The sequence below is a fragment of the Streptomyces sp. NPDC008086 genome (genome assembly GCF_042957325.1).
Classification (GTDB): Bacteria; Actinomycetota; Actinomycetes; order Streptomycetales; family Streptomycetaceae; genus Streptomyces.
This window is the reverse complement of record NZ_JBIBIA010000001.1, coordinates 479,196-501,270: the sequence shown is the minus strand read 5'-3', so window position 1 is coordinate 501,270 and position 22,075 is coordinate 479,196. Positions and strand designations below refer to the sequence as shown.

Genomic DNA, 22,075 nt, shown 5'->3' with positions numbered 1-22,075 from the left:
CCCCGACCGCCATGAAGAAGATCGACTACCGCACCCAGACCACATTGATCACCGGGGCGAGTGCCGGCCTCGGCGCGGAGTTCGCCCGCCAGTTCGCCGAGCGCGGCTCCAACCTCGTGCTGGTCGCCCGCCGTGCGGACCGACTTCAGGCCCTGGCCGACGAGCTGTCAGCGAAGCACAAGGTCACCGTTACGGTGGTGCCGTTCGACCTCACCGTGCCGGCCGCGGGCGAAGCGCTGGCCAAGGAGGTGGCCCAGCGTGGGATCACCGTCACCAGCCTCGTCAACAACGCCGGCTTCGGCACCCACAGCCCGTTCCGCCAGGAGGACCCGGAGCGCGTCCAGCAGGAGATCGGCCTGAACGTGGCCAGCCTGGTCGACGTCACCAGGGCGTTCATCGGCCAGCTGACCGGTGTCCTGGTCAACGTCGCCAGCTCTCTCGGGTACCAGCCGTGGCCGAATGCCGCGGTCTACGGGGCGACCAAGGCCTTCGTGCTGAGTTTCACCGAGGCGCTGTGGCAGGAATCGCGGGGGACCGGGCTGCGCGTGCTCGCTCTCTCTCCGGGGCCGACCCGCACCGAGTTCTTCGACGCGGCCGGCTCCGACGACATGGCCCGCGGTGTCCGGTTGCAGACGCCGAGTCAGGTGGTCACGACCGCGCTGCGCACGCTGGACCGGCGCAACCCGCCGCCCAGCGTCGTCTCCGGCACCTTCAACTGGGTGATGACCCTGACCTCGCGCTTCACCACCCGCCGAGCCAACGTTCTCGCCTTCGGCGCGATGACCCAGTGGCAGATGCGCTCGCGGCCCGGTCACTGACCTGTTCAGGACCGCCGTCAAGGGGAGGGCCCCGGCTTCTGCTTCCCAGCACCAGGTCGTCATCGACGCCGACTTCCAACTCGTCGTCGCCGTCGGCCGGCCGCTGCCCGGCAACCGCAACGATTGCAAGGCATGGGAACTTTCCGGTGCGAAGGCCGCCGTCGGCCGGGTCACGGTCATCGCGGACGGCGGCTGTCGGGGCACCGGTCTGCTCATTCCGCACCGCCGTGAATGCGGCCAGGCCGAACTGCCAGCTTGGAACGCCTGAAAGGCGACGGCGTTCACACTGCCATGGTCGGCATCGCCCGGCTGCACAACCTCGCCCAGGCGGGGTGACTCCCGCTCCATGCGAGACCGGAGAGACCCCAGGGAGGTGGTTCCCCGCCTCCCCGGCTCGAAGAATGTTCAGTCGATACAGAACTCGTTGCCCTCGATGTCCAGCATCGGGATGCACGACTCGTTCTCCTCATCGGCGTACAGCGTTTGCACGTGGGTCGCACCGAGCGCGACCAGTCGTGCGCACTCGGCTTCGAGCGCGGCAAGGCGCTCGTCACCCACGAGCCCGGTCCCGACCCGGACGTCGAGATGCACCCGATTCTTGACGATCTTGCCTTCCGGGACGCGCTGGAAGAACAGACGCGGGCCCACACCTGAGGGATCACTGCAGGCGAACCATGATCCCTGCTTCTCAGGAGGCAGGGTGCGGTTGAAATCGTCCCAGGCGGTGAACCCCTCAGGGGGCGGCGGCATGACGTACCCCAACACTTCACACCAGAAGCGAGCGAGGCGCTCAGGTTCTGCGCAGTCAAAGGTGACTTGGAACTTCTTGATCTCTGACATCGGCGCACCGTACCGCGCAGCAGGGTGACCCTGCCGCTCATTTCCCAGGCGGATCCGCCCGCCATCCGTCGCATCCGGGCCGCCTCGAAGACCAAGTGATCAAACCGCACAGTCCAGGAGAACGACGCGACCGTGGCGGCGGAGCGCCCCGGCGGTCCCCGGGATCCAGTCCTGTTGCGGGACAACCCTCAGGGACCGCTGGGGACTGGGGTCGGCGCGGTGCACCGCAGGGAGAAACAGGATGCGGGCGTGGTGTGAGGCCATTCGTCACTGCTCCGCGGGCCGCAAACCGGATCCGCGGTCCGTGACTCCATGAAGCCCGGCCAGCGAGACTGTCTCTCTGATCAACGACTGCGACGCCGTGGCGTGACGTGGACCGTGCGCGTTTGGCCTTGCGACGACTCCTCTGCAGACGGAGCCCCTCTGCATCGGCCCTGCCGTCGGCTCCCGGCATCGCACTGGTGCTCACCGCCCTGGGCGTCAGAGACGGCCGTCGCACCTCCCATCCCGAACTGGTGCTACACCGTGGCCAGCACCGTCAGCCTGCCTTCATCCGAGGCCTGGGTGGACAAGCGTGTTCTCGCTCGTGCGGTCGGCGAAGTAGTCCTCGATGTTGCGCACGGTGGTCTCGGTGATCTGGCCGACGGCGTCCCGGGTGAAGTACGCCTGGTGCGAGGTGACCAGCACGTTGGGGAAGGTCATCAGCCGGGCCAGGCGTTCGTCGGTCATCACTTCCAGGGACTTGTCGAGGAAGAACACTCCGGCCTCCTCCTCGTACACGTCCAGGCCGACGCCGCTGAGGCGGCCGGCGCGCAGGGCGGCCAACAGGGCATCGGTGTCGATCAGGCCGCCGCGGCTGGAGTTGATCAGCACCGTGTCTTGCTTCATCAGCCCGAGCATCTCGGCGTTCACCAGGTGATACGTGTCCGGCAGCAGCGGTACGTGCAGGCTGACCAGGTCGGATTCCGCGAAGAGGCGCTCTTTCGGGACGTACTCCATGCCGAGTGCCAGGCAGTAGGGGTTCTCGTCGATGTCCCAGCCCAGCAGGCGCATGCCGAAGCCATGGGCAATGCGGGCGAACACTGTTCCGATCTTGCCGGTGCCCACCACGCCTGCGGTGCGGCCATGCAGGTCGCGGCCCATGAGACCGTCGAGGCGGAAGTCGAACTCGCGGGTGCGGTGCGCGGCGCGGACGATGCGCCGGTCGACGGCCAGGGCAAGGGCCCAGGCGAACTCGGCGACAGAGTGGGGCGAGTAGTACGACACCCGGGCCACCGTCATCCCCAGTTCGTGGGCGGCGGCGAGGTCGATGTTGTTGTAGCCGGTGGCCCGCTGGGCGATCAGCTTCGTGCCGCTCTTGGCCAGGTGCCGCAGCACCTCGGCGTCGAGGGTGTCGTTGACGCTGCTGAGGACGACCTCGCGGCCGGCCGCGGTGGGGGCGGTGTCCCGGTTGAGGAACAGCTTCAGGCAGTGCAGCGTGTGACGGTCGCCGAAGGCCTGATCGAAGGCTGCCTGCAGGACCGGCCTCTCGTCTGCGAGGACTCCATAGGCGATGATCTCCACGTCGATTCCTCCGGCTTCATGGTGACCTGCCCCATCGGGGACACTACGCGGTTACGCGCGTCCGTTCTTGGGCCGGTCGGTCCGTTGTGCGGGGACATCCGCCCCCCCATCGTGGGTACAGGGCCGTGGGGGCGTCATGAGTGCGGGGCGGTCTCACCGGAGATGGCGCGAGGCGCCTGCGAGCAGCCGCCAGCGGGGATTGGAAGCCCGTCCAACCAGCACGCCGCCCACTATCGTGAGGGGAGGAAGGCGCCTGATCCGGGTGCGTCCGCGTGAGCTGGTCGGAGGCAGCGATGAGCGGGGAACAGCGCGGGTCATCGGAGCAGCACCTGCCCAAGCTGCGGCTGGACGAGCTGCTGGACGAACTGCAGGCGCGGATCGACGCGGCTCGGGGCACCCAGGATCGCGTGCACAGCCTGTTGGAGGCGGTGCTGTCGGTCGGGCGGGAGCTGGATCTGCCGCAGGTGCTCCGGCGCATCGTCGAGGCGGCAGTCGTGCTCGTTGACGCCGAGTACGGGGCCTTGGGAGTCATCGGTGAGGACCGCATGCTCTCCGAGTTCCACACCGTGGGCGTCAGCGACGAGCAGCGGGCCCTGATCGGGGATCTGCCCAGTGGGCACGGCATTCTGGGTGAGCTGATCCGGCATCCGGAGCCGCTGCGGCTGGCGGAGATCTCCGAGCACCCGTCGTCGTACGGCTTTCCGCCGCAGCACCCGCCCATGCACTCCTTTCTCGGCGTACCCATCCGGGTGCGTGACCAGGTGTTCGGCAACCTCTACCTCACCGAGAAGCGCGGCGCGGCGGAGTTCGACGCCGAGGACGAGTCGGTGCTGTCCACCCTGGCGGTGGCGGCGGGCGTGGCCATCGAGAACGCCCGCCTGTACGAGGAGACGCGACTGCGTGAGCGTTGGCTGGGGGCGAGCTCCGAGGTCACTCGGGCGCTGCTGTCGGGTGCGCCGAGCGCGGGCGTTCTGGAACTGATCGTGGAGCAGGCGCGGCGGATCACCGATGCCGATGCCGGGATGATCGCCGAGCGGGTGCCCGAGGAGAACGTGCTGCGGCCGCTGCTGGCTGTCGGGGCGGATGCGGAGCGGCGCAGTGGTCTGGTGATGTCCGGGCAGGACGGGTTCGTGGCCGCCGTCCTGTCCACGGCGGAGCCGGCGGTGAGCGCCGATATCCAGGAGGATCCCCGGACCAGTGGGGACGCAGCGCAGTGGGCCGGGCTGGGGCCTGTGGTGGGCGTGCCGCTGGAGGTCGGCGGCAAGGCGGGGGGTGTGCTGTTGCTGGGGCGTGCTGCGGGGCGTGTGCCGTTCACGGAGGCCGACATTCGTCCCCTGCTCGGGTTTGCCGGGCAGGCGGCGCTGGCGCTGGAGCTGGCCGAGCGGCGGCGGGACGCCGAGCAGATCGCGCTGCTGCGGGACCGGGACCGGATCGCGCGCGACCTGCATGACCTGGCCATCCAGCGACTGTTCGCAGCCGGGATGACGCTGCAGAGCACACAGCGTTTCGTCGATCATCCGGAGGCTGTGGAGCGGCTGTCGCGGACTGTGGACGACCTGGACGAGACCATCAAGATCATCCGGTCCACAATTTTCGGGCTGCGGGCCCATGGCGACGGGGCGAGGGAGGACAGGGGCCTGCGCGGCCGGGTCTCGGAGGCGGTGATGGCGGCGGCCTCGCCTCTGGGATTCGCGCCCGCGCTGCGGATCGAGGGGCTGGTCGACACGGACGTGCCGGGAGACGTCGCCGATCATGTGCTCGCCGTGCTCGGCGAGGCCCTGAGCAACGTGGCCCGGCACTCCGGGGCCCGCTCCGTGGACGTCCATCTGCGGTGTGCCGATGGCGACGTGACGCTCGTGGTGACCGACGACGGGCGCGGGATCCCGGAGGGTGCCGCGCGCAGTGGGCTGAAGAACATGGAGGAGCGGGCCGTCGCGCTCGGCGGTGCCCTACAACTCGGTGAGCGGCCGGAGGGAGGCGGCACACGGGTGGTGTGGCGCGTGCCTGTGCCGTCGGCGCGTGTTTGACCACGTCCACGGCTCTGTTTGAAGGCCCGGGGTCACCGTCCGGGGTGCTCGCTCGTCTCGGGGTGCTCCAGATGAGACGCGAGGACCGCGGCCTGGACGCGTCGTTGGACTCCGAGCTTGGCCAGGAGCCGGGAGATGTGGTTCTTGACGGTCTTCTCGGACAGGTAGAGCTTCTTGCCGATCTCGCGATTGGTGAGCCCATCTCCGATCAGGGCGAGGATGTCCCGCTCGCGCGGCGAAAGGCTCGCCAACTCGGGTGCGACGGCATCGGCAGGGTCGGCACGCAGCGAGCGCATCAGGCGGGCGGTCGTCTCTGGATCGAGCATGGACCGTCCGGAGGCGACCGTACGGACCGCCGACACCAGGTCCGAGCCCCTGATCTGCTTGAGCACATAGCCGGAGGCTCCGGCCATGATCGCGTCCAGCAGTGCCTCCTCGTCGTCGAACGAGGTCAGCATCAGACAGGCCAGCTCGGGCATCCGGCTGCGCAGTTCGCGGCAGACGGTGATGCCGTCGCCGTCCGGCAGACGTACGTCGAGAACGGCCACGTCGGGGCGGAGCGCCGGGCCCCGGGCGAGCGCGTGCTCCACGTTCTCGGCGTCTCCCACCACCGAGATGTCAGGTTCCGCGTCGAGGAGGTCGGCCAGACCGCGGCGTACGACCTCGTGATCGTCGAGCAGGAAGACCCGGATCGGATGCTCTTCGGTGAAGGTACGCGGCTCGGTCATCTCGACCCCTCGTTCCGCGGAGTGCCGGAGGGACGGGTTGTGGACCGCCCGTAACCACGATCATCACGCGCGGGGACCGGACCCACCAGGGCCGATCGGCCCTAGTTGCACCGATGACGCCACCTTCAGGCCGGATCGGCTGTGCGGGGCGGCCCGCGCGGGCCCTGCGTGACCAGGTGCTCTCGGCCCTGCTGGGTGGGCCTGTCGGACCAAGCTGAGGACCTGCGGCCCCTCCCCGGTGGCGGCCTGTGAGGCGACGCTCGAAATGTGGACCCCTACTCAGGAGGTGGAGAGGATGTTCCGCACGATCACTGTGGGCCTTGACGGTTCACCGGAGAGCCGGGCCGCCGCCGAGTGGGCCGCCCGCGAGGCGAAGCTGCGCGGCCTGCCGCTGAAGCTCCTCCATGTGTGGGAGCCGGTGCCGGAGCCCTTGGCACAGGCCCCGCTTCTCGGTGCCGAGACCCATCAGCACTGGACCGAGAAGATCCCCCGCGAATCTGCCAAGGGCATCCGGTTGCGTCACCCCGACGTCGAGGTGACGGCGGAGCACATGGCCGGTCGCCCGAGGGACGTGTTGTGCGAGGTTGCGAATGCCGCCGAGTTGCTCGTGCTGGGCTCGCGAGGCCTGAGCGGCGTCGGCGGGTTCCTGGTCGGCTCGGTCGGTCTGGCCGTGGTGGCGCATGCTGAGCGTCCCGTGGTCCTGGTCCGTGCCGGAGAGCAGGCGGCGGACGAGCACGAGAAGGATCCGGCGGGCATTCCGTCGGCCGCCACGCGGTACCGGCCGGTCGTACTCGGCCTCGACACCGACAGCCTCGACGCGTCGGTGATCGAGTTCGCCTTTGACGCGGCCGAACGGCGCGACACCGGCCTGCGCGTCGTGCACGGGTGGAATCTGCCCGCGTACTACGGGTACGCCGCGACCGTCGACCTGGAGCGGTACGACGAGGTCGCTCGCCAGCACGCCTCCGCGCTGGCCGAGGCCCTGAGCCTGTGGCGGCAGAAGCACCCCGCCGTCGATGTGGTCGAGGAGTCCCGCTCGGGCAGCGCCGCCGGTCACCTGATCGACGCCTCCCACGAGGCCTCGCTGGTCGTCGTCGGTCGGCGGATCCGGCGCCACCCGTTCGGAGCGCACATCGGGTCCGTCACGCATGCCGTACTGCACCACGCCACGGCTCCGGTCGCTGTGGTCCCGCACGACTGACGCACTGGCGAAGGACGGTCGAGGAAGGGGGTGGCCGTCCGTGCCGATCCGTTCGCCCAGGGAGGACGAGGACGATGGACCTACCGATCGTCGTGGGAGTGGACGGCTCCGAGTCCAGCCTGCGGGCGGCGGAGTGGGCGGCCGACGAGGCCGTGCTGCGGGGGGTGCCGCTGCATCTGGTGTACGCCTCGCTGTGGGAGTGCTACCAACGCGCCGTCTTTCCCACGGGACGGGAGAGGTCGCCGGGTGTGTCTCTGTGCAAGCGCGCCGTGGAGGGCTCCGCCCGCAAGGTGCTCCTGGATGCCTCCCGCGACGCGGACCTGGTGGTCGTGGGCGCACGGCGCCGACCGGGGCACATCGGACTGCACCTCGGCCGGGTTGCCCACGCGGTGCTGCTCCACTCGGCCTGTCCGGTCGCCGTGGTGCCCGAACGGGTGTGACTTCCGTAGCTTTCCATCCCCTACAGGTGGACTGGCCCCCGCAGAGGGACTGGCCTGACGACCCGCCGTCTTCCCGATCATCCGCATGCAATCCGCCGCACCAGGGACGAATGGCGGCTCGTAGGGGCCGGGTGGTCCCCGGTCGACCCCGGGCAGCCCATGGGGCCGTTCCTCGATCCGCCGGATGCTCGAAGTGTCGAGAGGCTCTGAGGAGATCGCCATGACGACGCACGATGTGCTCGACCGCCCTCCGGCCCACGCTCTGCTCGCGGACGGCACGACCGTGTGCATACGCGCCGTGCGGCGCGGGGACCACGAGCGATTGCAGGACTTCTACGAAGCGATGTCGCCCGAGAACCTGCGGCTGCGGTTCTTCGCGGCGAGCCGCCGTTCCGCCGCGATGGCCGCCGACCGGGCCTGCGCGCCTGCACGGCCGGGCTATCGCGCGCTGCTCGCCGAGACGCAGGGCCGGGTGATCGGTCTCGCCGAGTTCGACACCGGCGGCACCGGGGAGGTGGCCGAGATCTCCGTCGCGGTCGCGGACGGACTGCACCACCGCGGTGTGGGCACCCTGCTCGTCGAGCACCTGGTGTCCGCCGCCCGCGCCGACGGCATCACCACCTTCACGGCCGACGCACTGAGCGAGAACCGCAAGGTGCTCCAGCTCTTCGCCGACCTCGGCCTGCGCACCGCCCGGCACTTCGACGGGCCCGAGGTGCGCTGCACCGTCCGGCTGGACCAGGACGACGCCTACCTGTCGGCCGTCGAGCAGCGAGGCCGGGCCGCCGACGTGGCCAGCCTCCAGCCGCTGTTCCGGCCGGACGCGGTCGCCGTCGTCGGTGCCGGGCGCAGGCCAGGGGCGGTGGGCCGGGCGATCCTGCACCACCTCAGGGCGGGCGGCTTCCCCCGGCGCCTGTTCGCCGTGAACCCGGCCGCGACCGCGATCCTCGGCGTGCCCTCCTACTCTTCCGTCAGCGCGCTGCCCAAGACGCCCGACCTCGCGGTCCTCGCCGTGCCGGCCGCAGCGGTCCCGACGATCGCCGAGGAGTGCGGCAAGGCGGGCGTACACGCGCTCCTCGTGGTGACCGCAGGGCTCGACGCCGGTCAGGCGCGGGCGCTGATGGCGGCCTGCCGCACCTACGGGATGCGGCTCGTCGGCCCCAACTGCCTCGGCATCTCCAACTCCGACCCGCAACTGCGCCTCGACGCGACCTTCGCCGCGGGTCATCCGCGCCCCGGCACGGCCGGGGTCGCCGTGCAGTCCGGCGGCGTAGGTATCGCGCTGCTCGACGGACTGTCCCGCCTCGGCATCGGTGTGTCGACCTTCGCGTCCCTCGGCGACAAGTACGACGTCAGCGGTAACGACATGCTCCAGTGGTGGGAGAGCGACGGCCACACCGACCTCGCCCTGCTGCACCTGGAGTCGTTCGGCAACCCGCGCGCCTTCTCCCGTACTGCCCGGCGCGTGACCCGCCGGATGCCCGTCCTCACCGTGGACGCCGGCCGCACGGAGGCAGGCCGGAGGGCCGCCGCCTCGCACACCGCGGCCGCCGCCACCCGCACCATGACCCGGCAGGCGCTGTTCACCCAGGCAGGCATCACCAGCACGCACTCGATCAGCGAACTTCTCGAAACTGCCGCCCTGCTGCGCACACAGCCCCTCCCGGCGGGCACTCGTGTCGCCGTCGTCACCAACGCGGGCGGCGTCGGCGTCCTCGCGGCCGACGCCTGTGCGGAGGCCGGGCTCGCGCTGCCGTCGCTCCGCTACGAGCTGACCCTCGACCTGCACTCCGTGCTGCCCGACGGTGCCACCGTCGGCAACCCCGTGGACACGACCGCGGCGGTGACGGAGGAACAACTCGGCACGTGTGTCGACCGGCTCATGGGGTACGGCGGTATCGACGCCGTGCTCGTGGCCCTGGTGCCCACCGCGGTGGCCGCCGCGACCGGCGACGATCTGGTGCGGGCCCTGACCCGCGGGCCGGGACGCCGGGCCCGGCCGGTCGCCGTCGTACGGTTGGAGCAGGACGTTTCGGTGACACTGCTGCCCGCGGCCGACGGCGGCACGATCCCCTCGTACGCCGAACCGCAGTCCGCGGCACGGGCGCTGGCCCACGCCGCGCGCCGCGCGGCCTGGCTCGGCCGGCCGGTGGGCACCGTCCCGGAGCTGGACGGCGTCGACACCGAACGCGCTCACGAGATCGTCGAGGCCTACCTCGCGGTACAGCCGGAAGGCGGCTGGCTCGACCCGCGTACCTGCGCCGAACTCCTCGACTGCTACGGCATCCCCCAGATCCCGTGGGCCTGGGCCGAGACCGAGGACGAAGCCGTCCGTGCCGCCCGGAGACTGCGCGGCGCTGACGGCCGGGTGGTCATGAAGGCGTACTGGCCGGGCCTCGTGCACAAGACCGAGCAGCGTGCCGTCCACCTCGACCTCCAGGGCGACGCCCAAGTGCGGTCCGCCTTCCGGGACTTCGACACACGCTTCGGCGACCTGCTGACCGGCGTGGTCCTCCAGCCGCTCGCCGCGCGCGGCACCGAGCTTTTCGCCGGTGTCGTCCAGGACGAGGTCTTCGGACCGCTTGTCCTTTTCGGGCTCGGCGGCACGGCCACGGAGGTACTGGCCGACCACACCGCCCGGCTCGCCCCGCTCACCGACCACGACGTGCACGACCTGATCACCTCACCGCGCTGCGCGCCGCTGCTGTTCGGCTCGCGCGGCAGCAGGCCCATCGACCTCCCGGGGCTGGAGCAACTGCTTCTGCGGCTGTCGCGGATGGCGAGCGACGTGCCGCAACTGGCGGAGGCGGACTTCAATCCGGTCCTCGCGACGCCCGGCGCGGTCACCGTCCTCGACGCCCGGCTGCGCCTGCTGCCGCGCCTGCCCCAGGACCCCTATCTGCGCCGACTCCGCTGAGCCGGCCGAGCCAGCCGAGGAGGAACCCAGTATGAAGCACAACAAGGTCGGCTCGGTCATGACCATGGATGTGGTCCGGGCCGGGTACGCAACCCCGTTCAAGGAGGTGGCCCGGCTGCTCGCGGACCACCGGATCAGCGGACTGCCCGTGGCGGACGAGGACGACCAGGTCATCGGCGTCATCTCCGAAACCGACCTGATGGCCCATCAGGCGGGCGCCCCCGACCCGTACGAACCGAACCGCCGCTTCCGACTGGCCGCGCTGACACCCGCCGCCCGGAGGCGGGCCGCGAAGGCGACGGCTCGCACGGCCGGTCAGCTGATGAGCGCACCGCCGGTGACCGTGCACGCCGACGACACCATCGTCCAGGCGGCGCGGACCATGGCCCAGCGGCACGTGGAGCGGCTGCCGGTGCTCGACGAAGAGGACCGGCTGGTCGGCATCGTCACGCGGCGCGACCTGCTCCAGGTCTTCCTGCGGCCCGACGCCGAGACCCGCGACGAGGTGATCGACGAAGTACTGGTGCGTGCGCTGTGGCTGGCACCCAGCAGCGTCGACGTAGCCGTCACGGAGGGCGTGGTCACGCTCGCGGGCCGGCTGGAACGCAAGAGCGAGACGGAGATCGCCGTCTCCATGACCCGGCAGATCGACGGCGTGGTCGCCGTCGCCGACCAGCTCACCTGGCGCCTGGACGACGCCCGCCTGCGGCCGGACGAACAGGCGCTGCACGGTGTCGCCGACGACTGGCTGCACAAACTGTGAGAGGAGGCGGACCATCATGCCGACGTACGTGCTGGTCGTTTACGGAACGGCGAACGGATCGACGGCGGAGATCGCCGAGACCATCGCCGAGGTCCTGCGCAAGGACGGGCTGACGGTGGAGGCGCTCCCGGCCCGCTCCATGCCGAGCGCGGCGGCATACGACGCCGTCGTGGTCGGCGGCGGGCTGTACGCCGGCCGCTGGCACAAGGACGCCCGCCGCTTCGTGCGGCACAACCGCGAGGCCCTGGCCGAACGCCCGCTGTGGTTCTTCAGCAGCGGCCCGCTCGACCCCTCGGCATCGGAGCGGGACATCCCGCCCGTGCCCGGGGTGAAGAAGGCCATGGCCCGGCTCGACGCCAGGGAGCACGTCACCTTCGGCGGCCGCCTGGAGGAGGGCGCGAAGGGCTGGGTCGCCCGGATGATCCTCCGCAGCGGAAAGGGCGGAGACTTCCGCGACTTCGAGCGAATCGAGGCGTGGGCTGCGCGGATCGGGGGCGAGCTGACGAGCTGACGGGGAAGGTGGAGAGATGCCCTTGGCCCCCGGATTGAACCGGGTGCCAGGGCATCGCTGTTCGCCATGCGAGATGCGAGATGCGAGATGCGAGATGCGGGGGAGTGGCTGTCGGCGACTGCCGTCCCCACGAGCTACTCGTCGCTCCAAATACCGGAGATGAGCCGTGTGACCAGGTGGGAGCGGATGCGTAGCCGCGTCTGCTGGGTGCTACTGCCCGCTTCTTCCCAGGTCAGCGTGACCAGGCTCCAGCAGTGTCCCAGGCCGCTGTCGTGATGCACGACGCCCGGCCGGAGGGCACATCCTGGGCACGCAGTACGCCGTCGTGGTGGTGGTTGGCCTCCCATCGGGCCAGGCTGCGGCGCAGGGCGGGAGTGAAGTAGTGGAGGCGCAGGGCGTCGGCCAGCTGGCCGCGGCCCACGTCGTGGAGTGCGTCGATGTAGGCGCCGTAGAAGTGGGCGACGTGATCGACAGAGGACCGCGGGCTCCCGGCGCGGAATGGCGGACCGGTCTCGGTGGGGGCGTCGTCGGATGCGGTTCGTGGCGACGGCACTGCGAGGACCGGCACCGTGTCGTTCGGTACTCGACCGCTCTACCTGCGGTCACGCAGCGGCGGCGGTGGAAGGCCCGTCCGGTCGAGGGATGGGGCCGACCGGCCCAAGCGCCTCCCACCGGTCCGCGACAAGCTGGAATCGCGGTGCATTCCCGGCATCGCGCCCGCGCCAGGAAGGTGGGAACGTCATGAAGGGCTACGTCTTCCACGGCCCCGGACAGTCCGCATGGGAGGACGTTCCGGACCCCGGCATCAAGGCGGCGACCGACGCGATCGTGCGGGTCGACGCCGTGACCATCTGTGGAACGGACCTGCACATCCTCAAGGGCGATGTGCCCGAGGTGCGCCCCGGCACGGTGCTGGGGCACGAGGCGGTCGGTGAGATCGTCGACGTCGGCGGTGACGTGCGCTCGGTGCGGCCGGGGGACCGGGTACTGGTCTCCTGCATCACCGCCTGCGGCCGCTGCCGGTACTGCCGGGAAGGCATGTACGGCCAGTGCCGGGGCGGTGGAGGCTGGATCCTCGGTCACCTGATCGACGGCACCCAGGCCGAATACGTCCGCGTGCCGTACGCCGACCTCTCCGTGCACCCGCTGCCCGGTTCGCTGGACGCCAGGGAGGCAGTGCTGCTGGCCGACATCTTCCCGACCGCCTACGAGGTGGGCGTGCTCAACGGGCACGTACGGCCCGGGGACACCGTCGCCGTCGTGGGCGCCGGTCCCATCGGGCTGGCGGCCATCGCCACGGCCCAGCTGTTCGCGCCGGAGCGGATCATCGCCGTGGACCTCGCCGCCGCCCGGCTGGACGCGGCCCGGCAGCTCGGCGCGGACGCGGTGGCAGACGCCCGGGAAGCCCCCGAGCAGCTGATCGCCGACCTCACGGAGGGCTTGGGCGCGGACGTGGTCGTCGAGGCCGTCGGCGTGCCGGAGACCTTCGAGCTGTGCACACGCATGGTGCGGCCCGGCGGGCACGTGGCCAACGTCGGCGTGCACGGCAGGCCCGCGACCCTGCACCTGGAAGACCTGTGGATCAAGAACGTGACCATCACCACGGGTCTGGTGGACACGTACTCCACCCCCACGCTGCTCCGGATGGCGGCCGCCGGCCGGCTGCCCACCGCGCGGCTGGTCACGCACACCTTCCCGCTGACGCACATGGAGGAGGCGTACGACGTCTTCGCCCGGGCCACCGACACCGGTGCGCTCAAGGTCGTGCTCGGCGAGGAGCAGCGCGAGGTCGTCCCCACGCGGGCGGCCTGACGGCAGAAAGAGGTGACGGGCCATGACCGAACAGACGTCGTCGTACGCCCTGGAGGGGCGCCCGGTGGGCGACCTCGGGCGACGGATCGCGCAGCGTCGCACGGAACTTGGGCTGACCCTGGAGGAGACCGCGACCCGGGCGGGCATGGCGCCGGCCTATCTCCGGCACCTGGAGGAGCACCCCACGGCTTCCCCGGATGCGGCCGCCCTCCTCAGGCTGGCCGGAACGCTGAAGACCACCGTGTGGCACCTGACCGGCGGCGACACCGAGCTGCCGCCCGGCCTGGGACAGGCTGCCCGCACACCCCGGGTCACCGAGCTGACCGGGGCGGAGTGCCGCGCCCTGCTCTCGACGCACGGAGTGGGACGTCTCGCCGTGCCCACGGCTTGCGGACCGGTCGTCGTGCCCGTCAACTACAGCGTCGTCGACGGCGCGATCGTCCTGCGAACCGCGCCCGGCACCACGCCGTCACAGGCGATCGGCCGACAGGTCGCCTTCGAGGTCGATCGCATCGACGAGGCGTTCAGCGAGGGCTGGAGCGTGCTGGTGCGCGGCCGCGCGCTGGCCGTGACGGACCCCGACGAGGTGGGTCGGCTCGCGGAACGGGCCTACAGCACACCCTGGGTGGGAGGCCGACGCGACCAGTGGCTGCGTATCGAGCCCGTGGGTGTCACCGGGCGCCGGAGCACGGTCTGACCCCGGCTTCTGGTCGTCGGGCGGAGGGAGACGCCGTCAGCGACTCACGGAGTCTCCCTCAAGCTCGATGGCGATCTCCGGCGGCCGATGCAGCGTGTTGTGGATCGTGCAGTGCGAGGCGACGGCCAGTAGGGCGGCGTGGCGCTGGGCGGAGAGGGCCGGGGGTGGGACGACGGTGACGCGGATCGACGCGACGCGGGCCGGGCGGTCGGGGGCCATGGTGAACTCCGTACGGACCCGCAGCCCCGTGCGGTGCATGCCGTGGCGGCGCAGGTAGCGGCCGGAGTAGAAGGCGACGCACGTGGCCAGGGACGCGGCGAACAATTCCGTGGGCGTCGGTGCGGTGTCGGTGCCACCCGCGTCCTGCGGCTGGTCGACCATCACCTGGTGACCGCGGATGTCCACGGTGTACGCGTCGCCCTCGACATGGACGACGTCCACAGTGTGCACCTCCGCTGCCATCGGTTTCTGTTGCGTGCTGGCCTCAGCCATGGGGATCACCTCGTGTCACTCGTCGTCTCCCCAGCGCCGGCCGCCCGTCCGGCCTCCAGGCGGGCGACCGGGACGCGGAACGGCGAGCAGGAGACGTAATCGAGCCCTGCGGTGTGGAAGAAGTGGACGGAGCCGGGGTCGCCGCCGTGTTCGCCGCAGACGCCGATCTTGAGGTCCGGGCGGGCGGCGCGGCCCTCGGCGACGGCGATCTCGACCAGGCGACCGACGCCCTCGCGGTCGATCGTCTCGAACGGGGAGGTGGCGAACACTCCCTTGTCCAGGTACGAGGTGAAGAACGCCGCCTCGACGTCGTCGCGGGAGAAGCCCCAGGTGGTCTGGGTCAGGTCGTTCGTGCCGAAGGAGAAGAACTCGGCCTCTTCTGCGATGCGGGCCGCCGTGAGCGCGGCCCGGGGCAGCTCGATCATCGTGCCGACCGGGCAGTGCACAGGGACACCGGACTCGGCGGAGACCTCGGCCAGCACCTGCTCCACCTCCCCGCGGACGAGCCGGAGTTCCGTGACATCCCCGACGAGCGGCACCATGATCTCCGCACGGGGATCACCGCCGACGCGCGTCCGCTCCACCACCGCCTGCGCGATGGCCCGCACCTGCATGGCGACGAGCCCGGGGACCACCAGGCCGAGGCGTACGCCGCGCAGGCCGAGCATCGGGTTCTCCTCGTGCATGCGTCGTACGGCGTCGAGGAGTTGGGCGTCATGGGCGCTCGGCTGCTCACCCCGGGCCTCTGCGGAACCGATGCGGACGGCGAGTTCGGTGCGGTCGGGCAGGAACTCGTGCAGTGGCGGGTCGAGCAGGCGGATGGTGACCGGCAGGCCGTCCATCGCCTCCAGGATGCCGATGAAGTCCTGCCGCTGGAGGGGGAGCAGCGCGTCGAGCGCGCGGTCGCGGGCCCCGTCGTCGCGGGCCAGGATCATCTCCTCGACCAGCTTGCGGCGCTCGCCGAGGAACATGTGCTCGGTGCGGCACAGGCCGATTCCCTGCGCGCCGAAACGGCGGGCGCGGGCGGCGTCCTCAGGGGTGTCGGCGTTGGCACGGACCTCCAACCGCCGCAGGTCATCGGCGAGGTCCAGGGCTCGGGCCACGACGCCGACGACGTGGGCCGATCGCTCCCCTGTCTCCAGGTACCGCATGACCGCGGAGTCGACCAGCGGAGCCGCCCCCGCGTACACGGCGCCTGCGGAGCCGTCGACCGAGAGCACCGTTGCCTCCTCGACGACGGTTCCGCCCCCGGTGGTGAAGCGTCGGGCCACGATGTCCACCGAGAGATCCTCGGCACCGCAGACACAGACCTTGCCCATGCCGCGTGCGACGACGGCCGCGTGCGACGTCTTGCCGCCGCGGCTGGTCAGTACGGCCTGGGCGGCGACCATGCCGGGCAGGTCGTCGGGCGTGGTCTCCTCGCGGACCAGGATGACCTTCTCGCCTGTCGCGGCCCGCCGCACCGCCTCGGCGGAGTCGAAGACGGCCGCCCCGACCGCGGCACCGGGCGAGGCCGGGATGCCATGGGCGAGCGGTTCCCCGGTCGCGGAGGCATCGAAGCGCGGGAACATCAGCCGCGCGAGCCCGTCCCCGCTCACCCGGGCCAGCCCCTCCTGAGGGGCGATGAGCCCTTCCTCGGCCAGTTCTGCGGCGATCGTGAACGCGGCCTCGGCGGTGCGCTTGCCGACCCGGGTCTGCAGCATCCACAGCGTGCCGCGCTCGATGGTGAACTCGATGTCGCACAGGTCCCGGTAGTGCCGCTCCAGGGTGCGCATGTGGTCGCGCAGTTGCCGGTACGAGCGCGGGTCCAGCCGCTCCAGTTCGGCGAGCGGCACGGTGTTGCGGATGCCGGCGACGACGTCCTCGCCCTGTGCGTTGGGCAGGTAGTCGCCGTACAGGCCGGGGCGGCCGGTGGCCGGGTCGCGGGTGAAGGCGACGCCGCTGCCGGAGTCGGGGCCGAGGTTGCCGTACACCATGCGCTGCACGGTGACCGCGGTGCCCAGGTCGTCGGGGATGTGTTCGCGGCGGCGGTACAGGCGGGCGCGTTCGCCGTTCCAGGAGCGGAAGACCGCGAGGATCGCCCGGCGCAGCTGCTCGGCAGGGGACTGCGGGAAGTAGTCCCCCGTCTGCTCATGGATGAGCTGCTTGTACGCCTCGACGAGTTCGGCGAGGTCGGCGGCGTGCAGATGCAGGTCGTCCGGGGCACCCCGCAGGTCCTTCAGCCGCATCATCTTCCGGTCGAACAGCGCGCCGTCCACGCCCATGACCGTGCTGCCGAACATCTGGATGAGGCGCCGGTAGGAGTCCCAGGCGAAGCGTTCGTTCCCCGAGACCTTGGCCAGGCCCTGCACGGAATCGTCGTTGAGGCCGATGTCCAGGACCGTCTCCATCATGCCGGGCATGGAGAAGCGGGCCCCGGAGCGCACGGACACCAGCAACGGGTCGTCCGGCTGCCCGAGGCGCCGCCCGGCGTCGGACTCGACGGCGGACAGGTGCCGGGAGACCTCCCGGAACATGCCCTCGGGTTCGGCGCCGGTGGCCAGAAAGGCCCGGCACGCCTCGGTCGAGACGATGAAGCCCGGCGGGACCGGCAGGCCCAGCCGGGTCATCTCGGCGAGGTTCGCGCCCTTGCCGCCGAGCAGGTCGGCCCGGTCACGGCCGCCCTGCGTGAAGTCGTACACGTAACGGGCCATGACACCGCTCCTCGGCTCGGTAGCTGTGTGGGCTTCGTCCCTTCCAGCGTCGGACGGTCGTCCTCGGGAGGGCAGGTGCCGCCCGACCCTTTTGAGTGGGCCGGTCGGCCCATCCGGCGGCCGCCGGTGAAGGTGCCCGTCGGCTGGGCCCCGCACTTCAGCAGATGCGCGGCAGCTGCTCCCCGAGCGGCATGTCCACCACCCTGCGGGCGCCCACCAGGGTGCGCAGCGTCACCCGTCCCCGCGGACCCTGAGGAAGCACCTCACCGATCCTTACGGCCTGGGCGCCTTCCGGGCGGGAGCGCAGGGCGGCCAGCGCGTCCTCGGCCGCCGCGGCATCGACGAAGACGACCAGACAGCCCTCGTTGGCGACGACGAGCGGGTCGAGGTCGAGCAGGTCACAGGCGGAGGCGACCGCCTCCGGCACGGGCACTGCCCGCTCCTCGATCTCGACGGCTACGGCGGAGTCACGCGCGATCTCGTTCAGGACGGCGGCGCCCGTACGCGTGCTTGGCGGCGAGCGCCGAGACGATCAGTGGCCGCAGCGGTGCCAGACCGATACCGCCCGCGACGACCAGCAGGTCCTGGCCGATCGCCTCGCCCAGGTCCCAGCCGGTACCGAACGGGCCGCGCAGGCCGATTTGGTCCTCCGGCCGCAGCGCGCACAGCGCCGCCGACACCGCGCCGACCGAGCGGACCGTGTGGACCACCTCGTGGTGGCCGATGCGGGACACCGAGACGGGGATCTCCCCCACGCCGAACGCGTACACCATCGCGAACTGGCCCGGCACGAAGGGCGCGAGCGTCATCGTGCCCGCCGGTGCCAGGGCGATGCTGACCGTGTCGGTCGTCTCGGGCCACACCCGGGTCACCCGGTAAGGCAGGGGAACCTCGCTCATAGCGGGCTCCCGCTGCCGTACGGGGCGTACAGGTCGAGCAGCCGGATGCGCGACATGTGCAGCCGGTCGGCGACCACCTGGCCGACCCAGACCGCGATGGCGCGGCCGAACTCGGCGTTCTGCGCGCATATCGCCCGTACGGCCTCAGCGTCGAACTCGTAGGCACGCACGGGGCTCATTGCCTCCGCGCCCAGGTGCCACGCGTAGGGCGGGAAGTGCCAGGACCAGCCGACCAGTTCACCGTGCCCGAGGGACTCGATGACAGCGGGGCGGCGGCCGGGGACATGCAGGTCGAGGATGACCGTGCCGGTCCGGATGATCCAGAACCGGTCGGCGTGATTGCCTTCCTCGAACAGGCGGGCGCCCGCCTCGAAGGAGACTTCGCGGGCGATCCGCATCAGCCGTTCACGGTGCTGGGACGGAAGGGCACCGGCGAGGGTGGTGGTGGAGGTCATGGCTCCGGCTCCTTTCGAGCGTCTGGCCGCAGCCGTTCGGCGAGTTCGTCGTGCAGGGCCGCGGCTTCCTCGGTGATGTCGATGCCTACCGGGCACCACGCGATGCAGCGTCCGCAACCCACGCAGCCGGAGCTGCCGAACTGCTCGTGCCAGGTGAAGAGTTTGTGGGTCAGCCACTGCCGGTAGCGGCTGCGGGCCGAGGCCCGCACCGGGCCGCCGTGCAGGTGGGAGAAGTCCAGGTCGAAGCAGGAGTCCCAGCGCTGCCACCGCTCGGCGTGGTCGCCGGTGAGGTCGGTGACCTCCTCGGTGGTGGTGCAGAAGCACGTGGGGCAGACCATGGTGCAGTTGCCGCAGGTCAGACAGCGGGCGGCCACGTCGTCCCAGCGTTCGGCTTCCAGGCTCTCGCCCAGCAGCGTGCGCAGGTTCACGGGCGGCATCGCCCGGCCCATCCGCTCCCGCGCGGCATCCACGGCGTCACGGGCCGCGGTGCGCGTCTCCGGATCGGCCGGGCGGTGGGGTACCGCGGAGAGGACGGCGTCCCCGGCGTCGCTGCCGACCCGGACGAGGAAGCGATGACCGTGTTCGTCCACGAGTTCGGTCAGTGCGAGATCGAACCCCGTGTCAGCGCCCGGTCCGCTGCCCATGGAGACGCAGAAGCAGGTGGCTCCGGGCTCGGTGCACTCGGCGACCACCAGGAAAGCGCCCGCCCGCCGCTCAAGGTAACCGCGGTCCTTGTAACGGCCCCCGGTCAGCACCCGGTCCTGGATCGCGATGGCACGCAGGTCGCACGGGCGCACGCCCAGGAAGGCGTAGGACGGCGATTCGGGCCGGTCCTCGGCGACCGACAGGTGCCCGTCGGCCGTACGGTCGGCGCTCCACAGCTTCTCCCGCTCGGGGTGCAGGAACGCCTTCCACGACTGCGGGCCCGTGGTGTGCGCGAAGGCCGCGCCGTCCGCGCGGGGCACGAGACGGTACCGGCCCGCCTCGACCCGGGTGCCCCAGCCGAAGGGCAACTCGTCGGCCGACGCGAGGTCGGCCAGGACGACGGCGCCGTCCCGCACGGTGGGCCCGATGACCGTGCGTCCCTGCGCACGCAGGGCCTCGACCAGGGAGTCGAGTCCGTTGCGGTCCAGGACGGCGGTCGTGCGGCGCTCTGACATCGTGCCCTCCGGGATGCCGTGGGGCTGCTGATTTCAGCGTGTGCCGGACCGCCGCGGTGCACTACGGGCCGCCCGGGCCTGACAGGGGGTCCGATCGGCCCTAACCACGCCCGACGCCTCCTCACAAGCTGGAGACACACACCAGTGGAGGGAGAGGCACCATGACTGTCTCCACACGCATCGCGGTCGTCGCCCTCGGCGACCGGTACCGGCACGACGACGGCATCGGCTGGGCGGTGCTGTCCCGGGTGCGGGAACGGACCGCGGACCGCCCGCTGCCTGCGGGCACGCTCCTCGCGGAGAGTGACCCCGACCCGGGACGGCTCATACGGCTGTGGGACAACGCGGAACTCGCCGTCGTCCTGGAGCCCGCCCACCCCCGTCCCGGTAGCGCCGGCCATCCCGGCCGCATCCACCGGCTGGAGTTGGACGCCGCGGAACTCTGGCGGCCCGGCACGATGCGCCCGCACGGGCTGGGCGAGGCCGTCGAGCTGGCCCGGCAGCTGAACCGCCTGCCCGGATCCGCGTCCCTTGGCGCCTCGTACGGAGCAGTACGACGGGTCGCTGCGGCGAAGTCAGTACGTCCTCTTCGGTACGGCCGATGTGCGCCAGCCGACGGGCCGCGGCGAGGTCGCGCACCATGACGGCGAACGGCTTGGCGGGCCTCCGTTTGCGGTGCCGCAGTTCGGCCACAGCCGCTTGATCGGCGGCGTCGCACACCAGCTGGTAGCCGCCGAGCCCTTTCAGGGCGACGATGCCGCCGTCGGCCACCGTGCGCACTGCCGCCTGCAGTGCCTCCTCTCCGGTCAGGTCGTCCCAGGCGAGACGGGGACCGCACACCGGGCAGGCGAGCGGCTCGGCGTGGAAGCGCCGGTCGGCCGGATCGGCGTATTCGGCCGCGCAGGCGTGACACAGCGGGAAGTGGCGCATGGTGGTGCGTTCGCGGTCGTAGGGCAGATCCTCGATGACGGTGGCCCGCGGTCCGCAGTCGGTGCAGTTGATGAACTGGGCCTCCCTGGGGCGGCAGGAACATGGGCCGTACGGCCCCGGTGGGGGCCCAAGCGCCCCTCGCGCCCGATCGTCACGGATGCGACGGTGAGAGTGGACCTGAAGGCTGCCCGACAACGAGGCGGTGGGAACAATGACGCTGGAACTTCCCCTGGTTGTGGGCGTCGACGGATCGGACGGGAGCCTGCTGGCGGTCGACTGGGCGGTCGATGAGGCCGCCCGGCGCGGTCTTCCACTGCGGCTGGTCCATGCCTCCTTGTGGGAACGCTACGAGGGCATGACACCGTCGCTTCATCTGGAACGCCCGTCGGAGCAGGTCATGGCCGAGCACATCGTCGCCTCCGCGGCGGAGCGCGCCCATCGGCGCAACCCTGATGTGAAGGTGTCCACCGACATCCTTCCGACCGAGGCGGCGGACGCCCTCCTGCACGAAGGCAACAACGCCTCTGCCCTGGTCACGGGGTCGCGGGGCCGCGGCGAGCTGAAGGGACTACTGCTCGGCTCCGTCGGCCTGGCCGTCGCGGCACGCGCCTACTGCCCGGTGATCGTGATCCGCGGCGACAAGGTCGGCCTGGCCGGCACCCACGAGCGGATCCTCCTCGGCGCCGGGGACCCCGCCAGCAGCGAAGACGCGGCGCGGTTCGCCTTCCGTGAGGCCGATGTCCGCGGGTGCGTCCTCGACGCGGTCCGGACGTGGCGTTGCCCCGTGCACGAGACCGCCGACACGGCCACACTCGCCGAGGAGCCTGCCCAGTACCACGAGGAGCGGGCCCGCGCCCAGCTCGACGAGCTGCTCCACGACCCGATGGCCGACCATCCCGACGTGCGGGTGCGCTCTGCGACCGTGGAGGGGCCGGCACGCAAGGTGCTGGTACGCCGCTCGGCCGCAGCCGACCTGGTGATCGTCGGAGCGCGGCGGCGGCAGGGACACTTCGGACTCCAGCTCGGCCGGGTCGCCCACACCCTCCTGCACCATGCCCAGTGCCCCGTGGCCGTGGTGCCGCAGCGGGTCTGAGCACGGCCGCACCGGCAAGGACAGCCCCGACGGGAG

19 protein-coding genes and 3 pseudogenes are annotated in these 22,075 nt (G+C 71.3%); 11 read left to right on the top strand and 11 right to left on the bottom strand.

The window, feature by feature from the left end:
• Window positions 1-11: 11 nt before the first annotated feature.
• The gene (locus tag ACFZBP_RS02180) at window positions 12-818 is read left to right on the top strand and encodes an SDR family NAD(P)-dependent oxidoreductase (RefSeq protein ID WP_391410325.1); all 807 of its coding nucleotides are present in this window, start codon (window positions 12-14) and stop codon (window positions 816-818) included.
• A gap of 40 nt (window positions 819-858) precedes the next feature.
• Window positions 859-1,154: pseudogene (locus ACFZBP_RS02175) on the top strand (IS5/IS1182 family transposase); the annotation flags it as partial.
• Between the two features lie 69 nt (window positions 1,155-1,223).
• On the opposite strand, the gene ACFZBP_RS02170 reads toward ACFZBP_RS02175, so the two are convergent.
• Both ACFZBP_RS02170 and ACFZBP_RS02165 read right to left on the bottom strand, forming a co-directional pair.
• Complete coding sequence (locus ACFZBP_RS02170; RefSeq protein ID WP_272114534.1) at window positions 1,224-1,658, bottom strand: VOC family protein; 435 nt, start codon at window positions 1,656-1,658, stop codon at window positions 1,224-1,226.
• A 549-nt stretch (window positions 1,659-2,207) separates the two neighbouring features.
• Entirely contained in the window at window positions 2,208-3,221 is a 1,014-nt protein-coding gene (locus ACFZBP_RS02165) for an NAD(P)-dependent oxidoreductase (protein WP_391409386.1), read from the bottom strand.
• A 293-nt stretch (window positions 3,222-3,514) separates the two neighbouring features.
• On the opposite strand from ACFZBP_RS02165, the gene ACFZBP_RS02160 reads away from it, so the two are divergent.
• Window positions 3,515-5,248, top strand: a complete 1,734-nt coding sequence (locus ACFZBP_RS02160; protein WP_391409384.1) for a GAF domain-containing protein — start codon at window positions 3,515-3,517, stop codon at window positions 5,246-5,248.
• Window positions 5,249-5,280: 32 nt separating this feature from the next.
• Here ACFZBP_RS02160 and ACFZBP_RS02155 read toward each other — a convergent pair whose 3' ends face one another.
• Window positions 5,281-5,976, bottom strand: coding sequence for a response regulator (locus ACFZBP_RS02155; RefSeq protein ID WP_391409383.1), 696 nt, complete (start codon window positions 5,974-5,976; stop codon window positions 5,281-5,283).
• Window positions 5,977-6,271: 295 nt separating this feature from the next.
• Here ACFZBP_RS02155 and ACFZBP_RS02150 point away from each other — a divergent pair, with 295 nt between their 5' ends.
• The 5 genes from ACFZBP_RS02150 (at window position 6,272) to ACFZBP_RS02130 (ending at window position 11,808) form a co-directional block, all read left to right on the top strand.
• A complete protein-coding gene (locus tag ACFZBP_RS02150; protein ID WP_391409382.1) occupies window positions 6,272-7,177 on the top strand; it encodes a universal stress protein in 906 nt (301 codons plus the stop codon).
• Window positions 7,178-7,251: 74 nt separating this feature from the next.
• Window positions 7,252-7,617, top strand: coding sequence for a universal stress protein (locus ACFZBP_RS02145; RefSeq protein WP_391409380.1), 366 nt, complete (start codon window positions 7,252-7,254; stop codon window positions 7,615-7,617).
• A 220-nt stretch (window positions 7,618-7,837) separates the two neighbouring features.
• Complete coding sequence (locus ACFZBP_RS02140; protein ID WP_391409378.1) at window positions 7,838-10,534, top strand: GNAT family N-acetyltransferase; 2,697 nt, start codon at window positions 7,838-7,840, stop codon at window positions 10,532-10,534.
• Window positions 10,535-10,565: 31 nt separating this feature from the next.
• The gene (locus tag ACFZBP_RS02135) at window positions 10,566-11,297 is read left to right on the top strand and encodes a CBS domain-containing protein (protein WP_391409377.1); all 732 of its coding nucleotides are present in this window, start codon (window positions 10,566-10,568) and stop codon (window positions 11,295-11,297) included.
• A 16-nt stretch (window positions 11,298-11,313) separates the two neighbouring features.
• The gene (locus tag ACFZBP_RS02130) at window positions 11,314-11,808 is read left to right on the top strand and encodes a flavodoxin domain-containing protein (protein ID WP_391409375.1); all 495 of its coding nucleotides are present in this window, start codon (window positions 11,314-11,316) and stop codon (window positions 11,806-11,808) included.
• Window positions 11,809-12,040: 232 nt separating this feature from the next.
• Here ACFZBP_RS02130 and ACFZBP_RS02125 read toward each other — a convergent pair whose 3' ends face one another.
• The gene (locus tag ACFZBP_RS02125) at window positions 12,041-12,376 is read right to left on the bottom strand and encodes a hypothetical protein (RefSeq protein ID WP_391409374.1); all 336 of its coding nucleotides are present in this window, start codon (window positions 12,374-12,376) and stop codon (window positions 12,041-12,043) included.
• A gap of 173 nt (window positions 12,377-12,549) precedes the next feature.
• Between ACFZBP_RS02125 and ACFZBP_RS02120 the strand changes: the two genes are divergently transcribed.
• Window positions 12,550-13,620 (top strand): alcohol dehydrogenase catalytic domain-containing protein, encoded by a 1,071-nt coding sequence (locus ACFZBP_RS02120; protein WP_391409373.1) that lies wholly within the window; start codon window positions 12,550-12,552, stop codon window positions 13,618-13,620.
• A gap of 22 nt (window positions 13,621-13,642) precedes the next feature.
• Window positions 13,643-14,317: a pyridoxamine 5'-phosphate oxidase family protein gene (locus ACFZBP_RS02115; protein WP_391409371.1), complete on the top strand. Its 675-nt coding sequence runs from the start codon at window positions 13,643-13,645 to the stop codon at window positions 14,315-14,317.
• A gap of 36 nt (window positions 14,318-14,353) precedes the next feature.
• On the opposite strand, the gene ACFZBP_RS02110 is transcribed toward ACFZBP_RS02115, so the two are convergent.
• From ACFZBP_RS02110 to ACFZBP_RS02080, 7 genes and pseudogenes are all read right to left on the bottom strand, one after another.
• A complete protein-coding gene (locus ACFZBP_RS02110; RefSeq protein ID WP_391409370.1) occupies window positions 14,354-14,809 on the bottom strand; it encodes an OsmC family protein in 456 nt (151 codons plus the stop codon).
• A gap of 5 nt (window positions 14,810-14,814) precedes the next feature.
• A complete protein-coding gene (ppdK, locus tag ACFZBP_RS02105; RefSeq protein ID WP_391409369.1) occupies window positions 14,815-17,502 on the bottom strand; it encodes a pyruvate, phosphate dikinase in 2,688 nt (895 codons plus the stop codon).
• Between the two features lie 157 nt (window positions 17,503-17,659).
• Window positions 17,660-17,935: an AIR synthase-related protein gene (locus tag ACFZBP_RS02100; protein ID WP_391409368.1), complete on the bottom strand. Its 276-nt coding sequence runs from the start codon at window positions 17,933-17,935 to the stop codon at window positions 17,660-17,662.
• A 61-nt stretch (window positions 17,936-17,996) separates the two neighbouring features.
• Window positions 17,997-18,401, bottom strand: a pseudogene (locus ACFZBP_RS02095) (oxidoreductase); the annotation flags it as partial.
• Complete coding sequence (locus ACFZBP_RS02090; protein ID WP_391409366.1) at window positions 18,398-18,856, bottom strand: cyclic nucleotide-binding domain-containing protein; 459 nt, start codon at window positions 18,854-18,856, stop codon at window positions 18,398-18,400. The gene ACFZBP_RS02090 and the pseudogene ACFZBP_RS02095, both read right to left, overlap by 4 nt.
• Complete coding sequence (locus tag ACFZBP_RS02085; RefSeq protein ID WP_391409364.1) at window positions 18,853-20,016, bottom strand: 4Fe-4S dicluster domain-containing protein; 1,164 nt, start codon at window positions 20,014-20,016, stop codon at window positions 18,853-18,855. The genes ACFZBP_RS02090 and ACFZBP_RS02085 overlap by 4 nt, the downstream gene beginning before the upstream one ends.
• A 486-nt stretch (window positions 20,017-20,502) precedes the next feature.
• A pseudogene (locus ACFZBP_RS02080) lies at window positions 20,503-21,021 on the bottom strand (Sua5/YciO/YrdC/YwlC family protein); the annotation flags it as partial.
• Window positions 21,022-21,157: 136 nt separating this feature from the next.
• Between ACFZBP_RS02080 and ACFZBP_RS02075 the strand changes: the two are divergent.
• Window positions 21,158-22,039: a universal stress protein gene (locus ACFZBP_RS02075; protein ID WP_391409362.1), complete on the top strand. Its 882-nt coding sequence runs from the start codon at window positions 21,158-21,160 to the stop codon at window positions 22,037-22,039.
• Window positions 22,040-22,075: the final 36 nt, after the last annotated feature.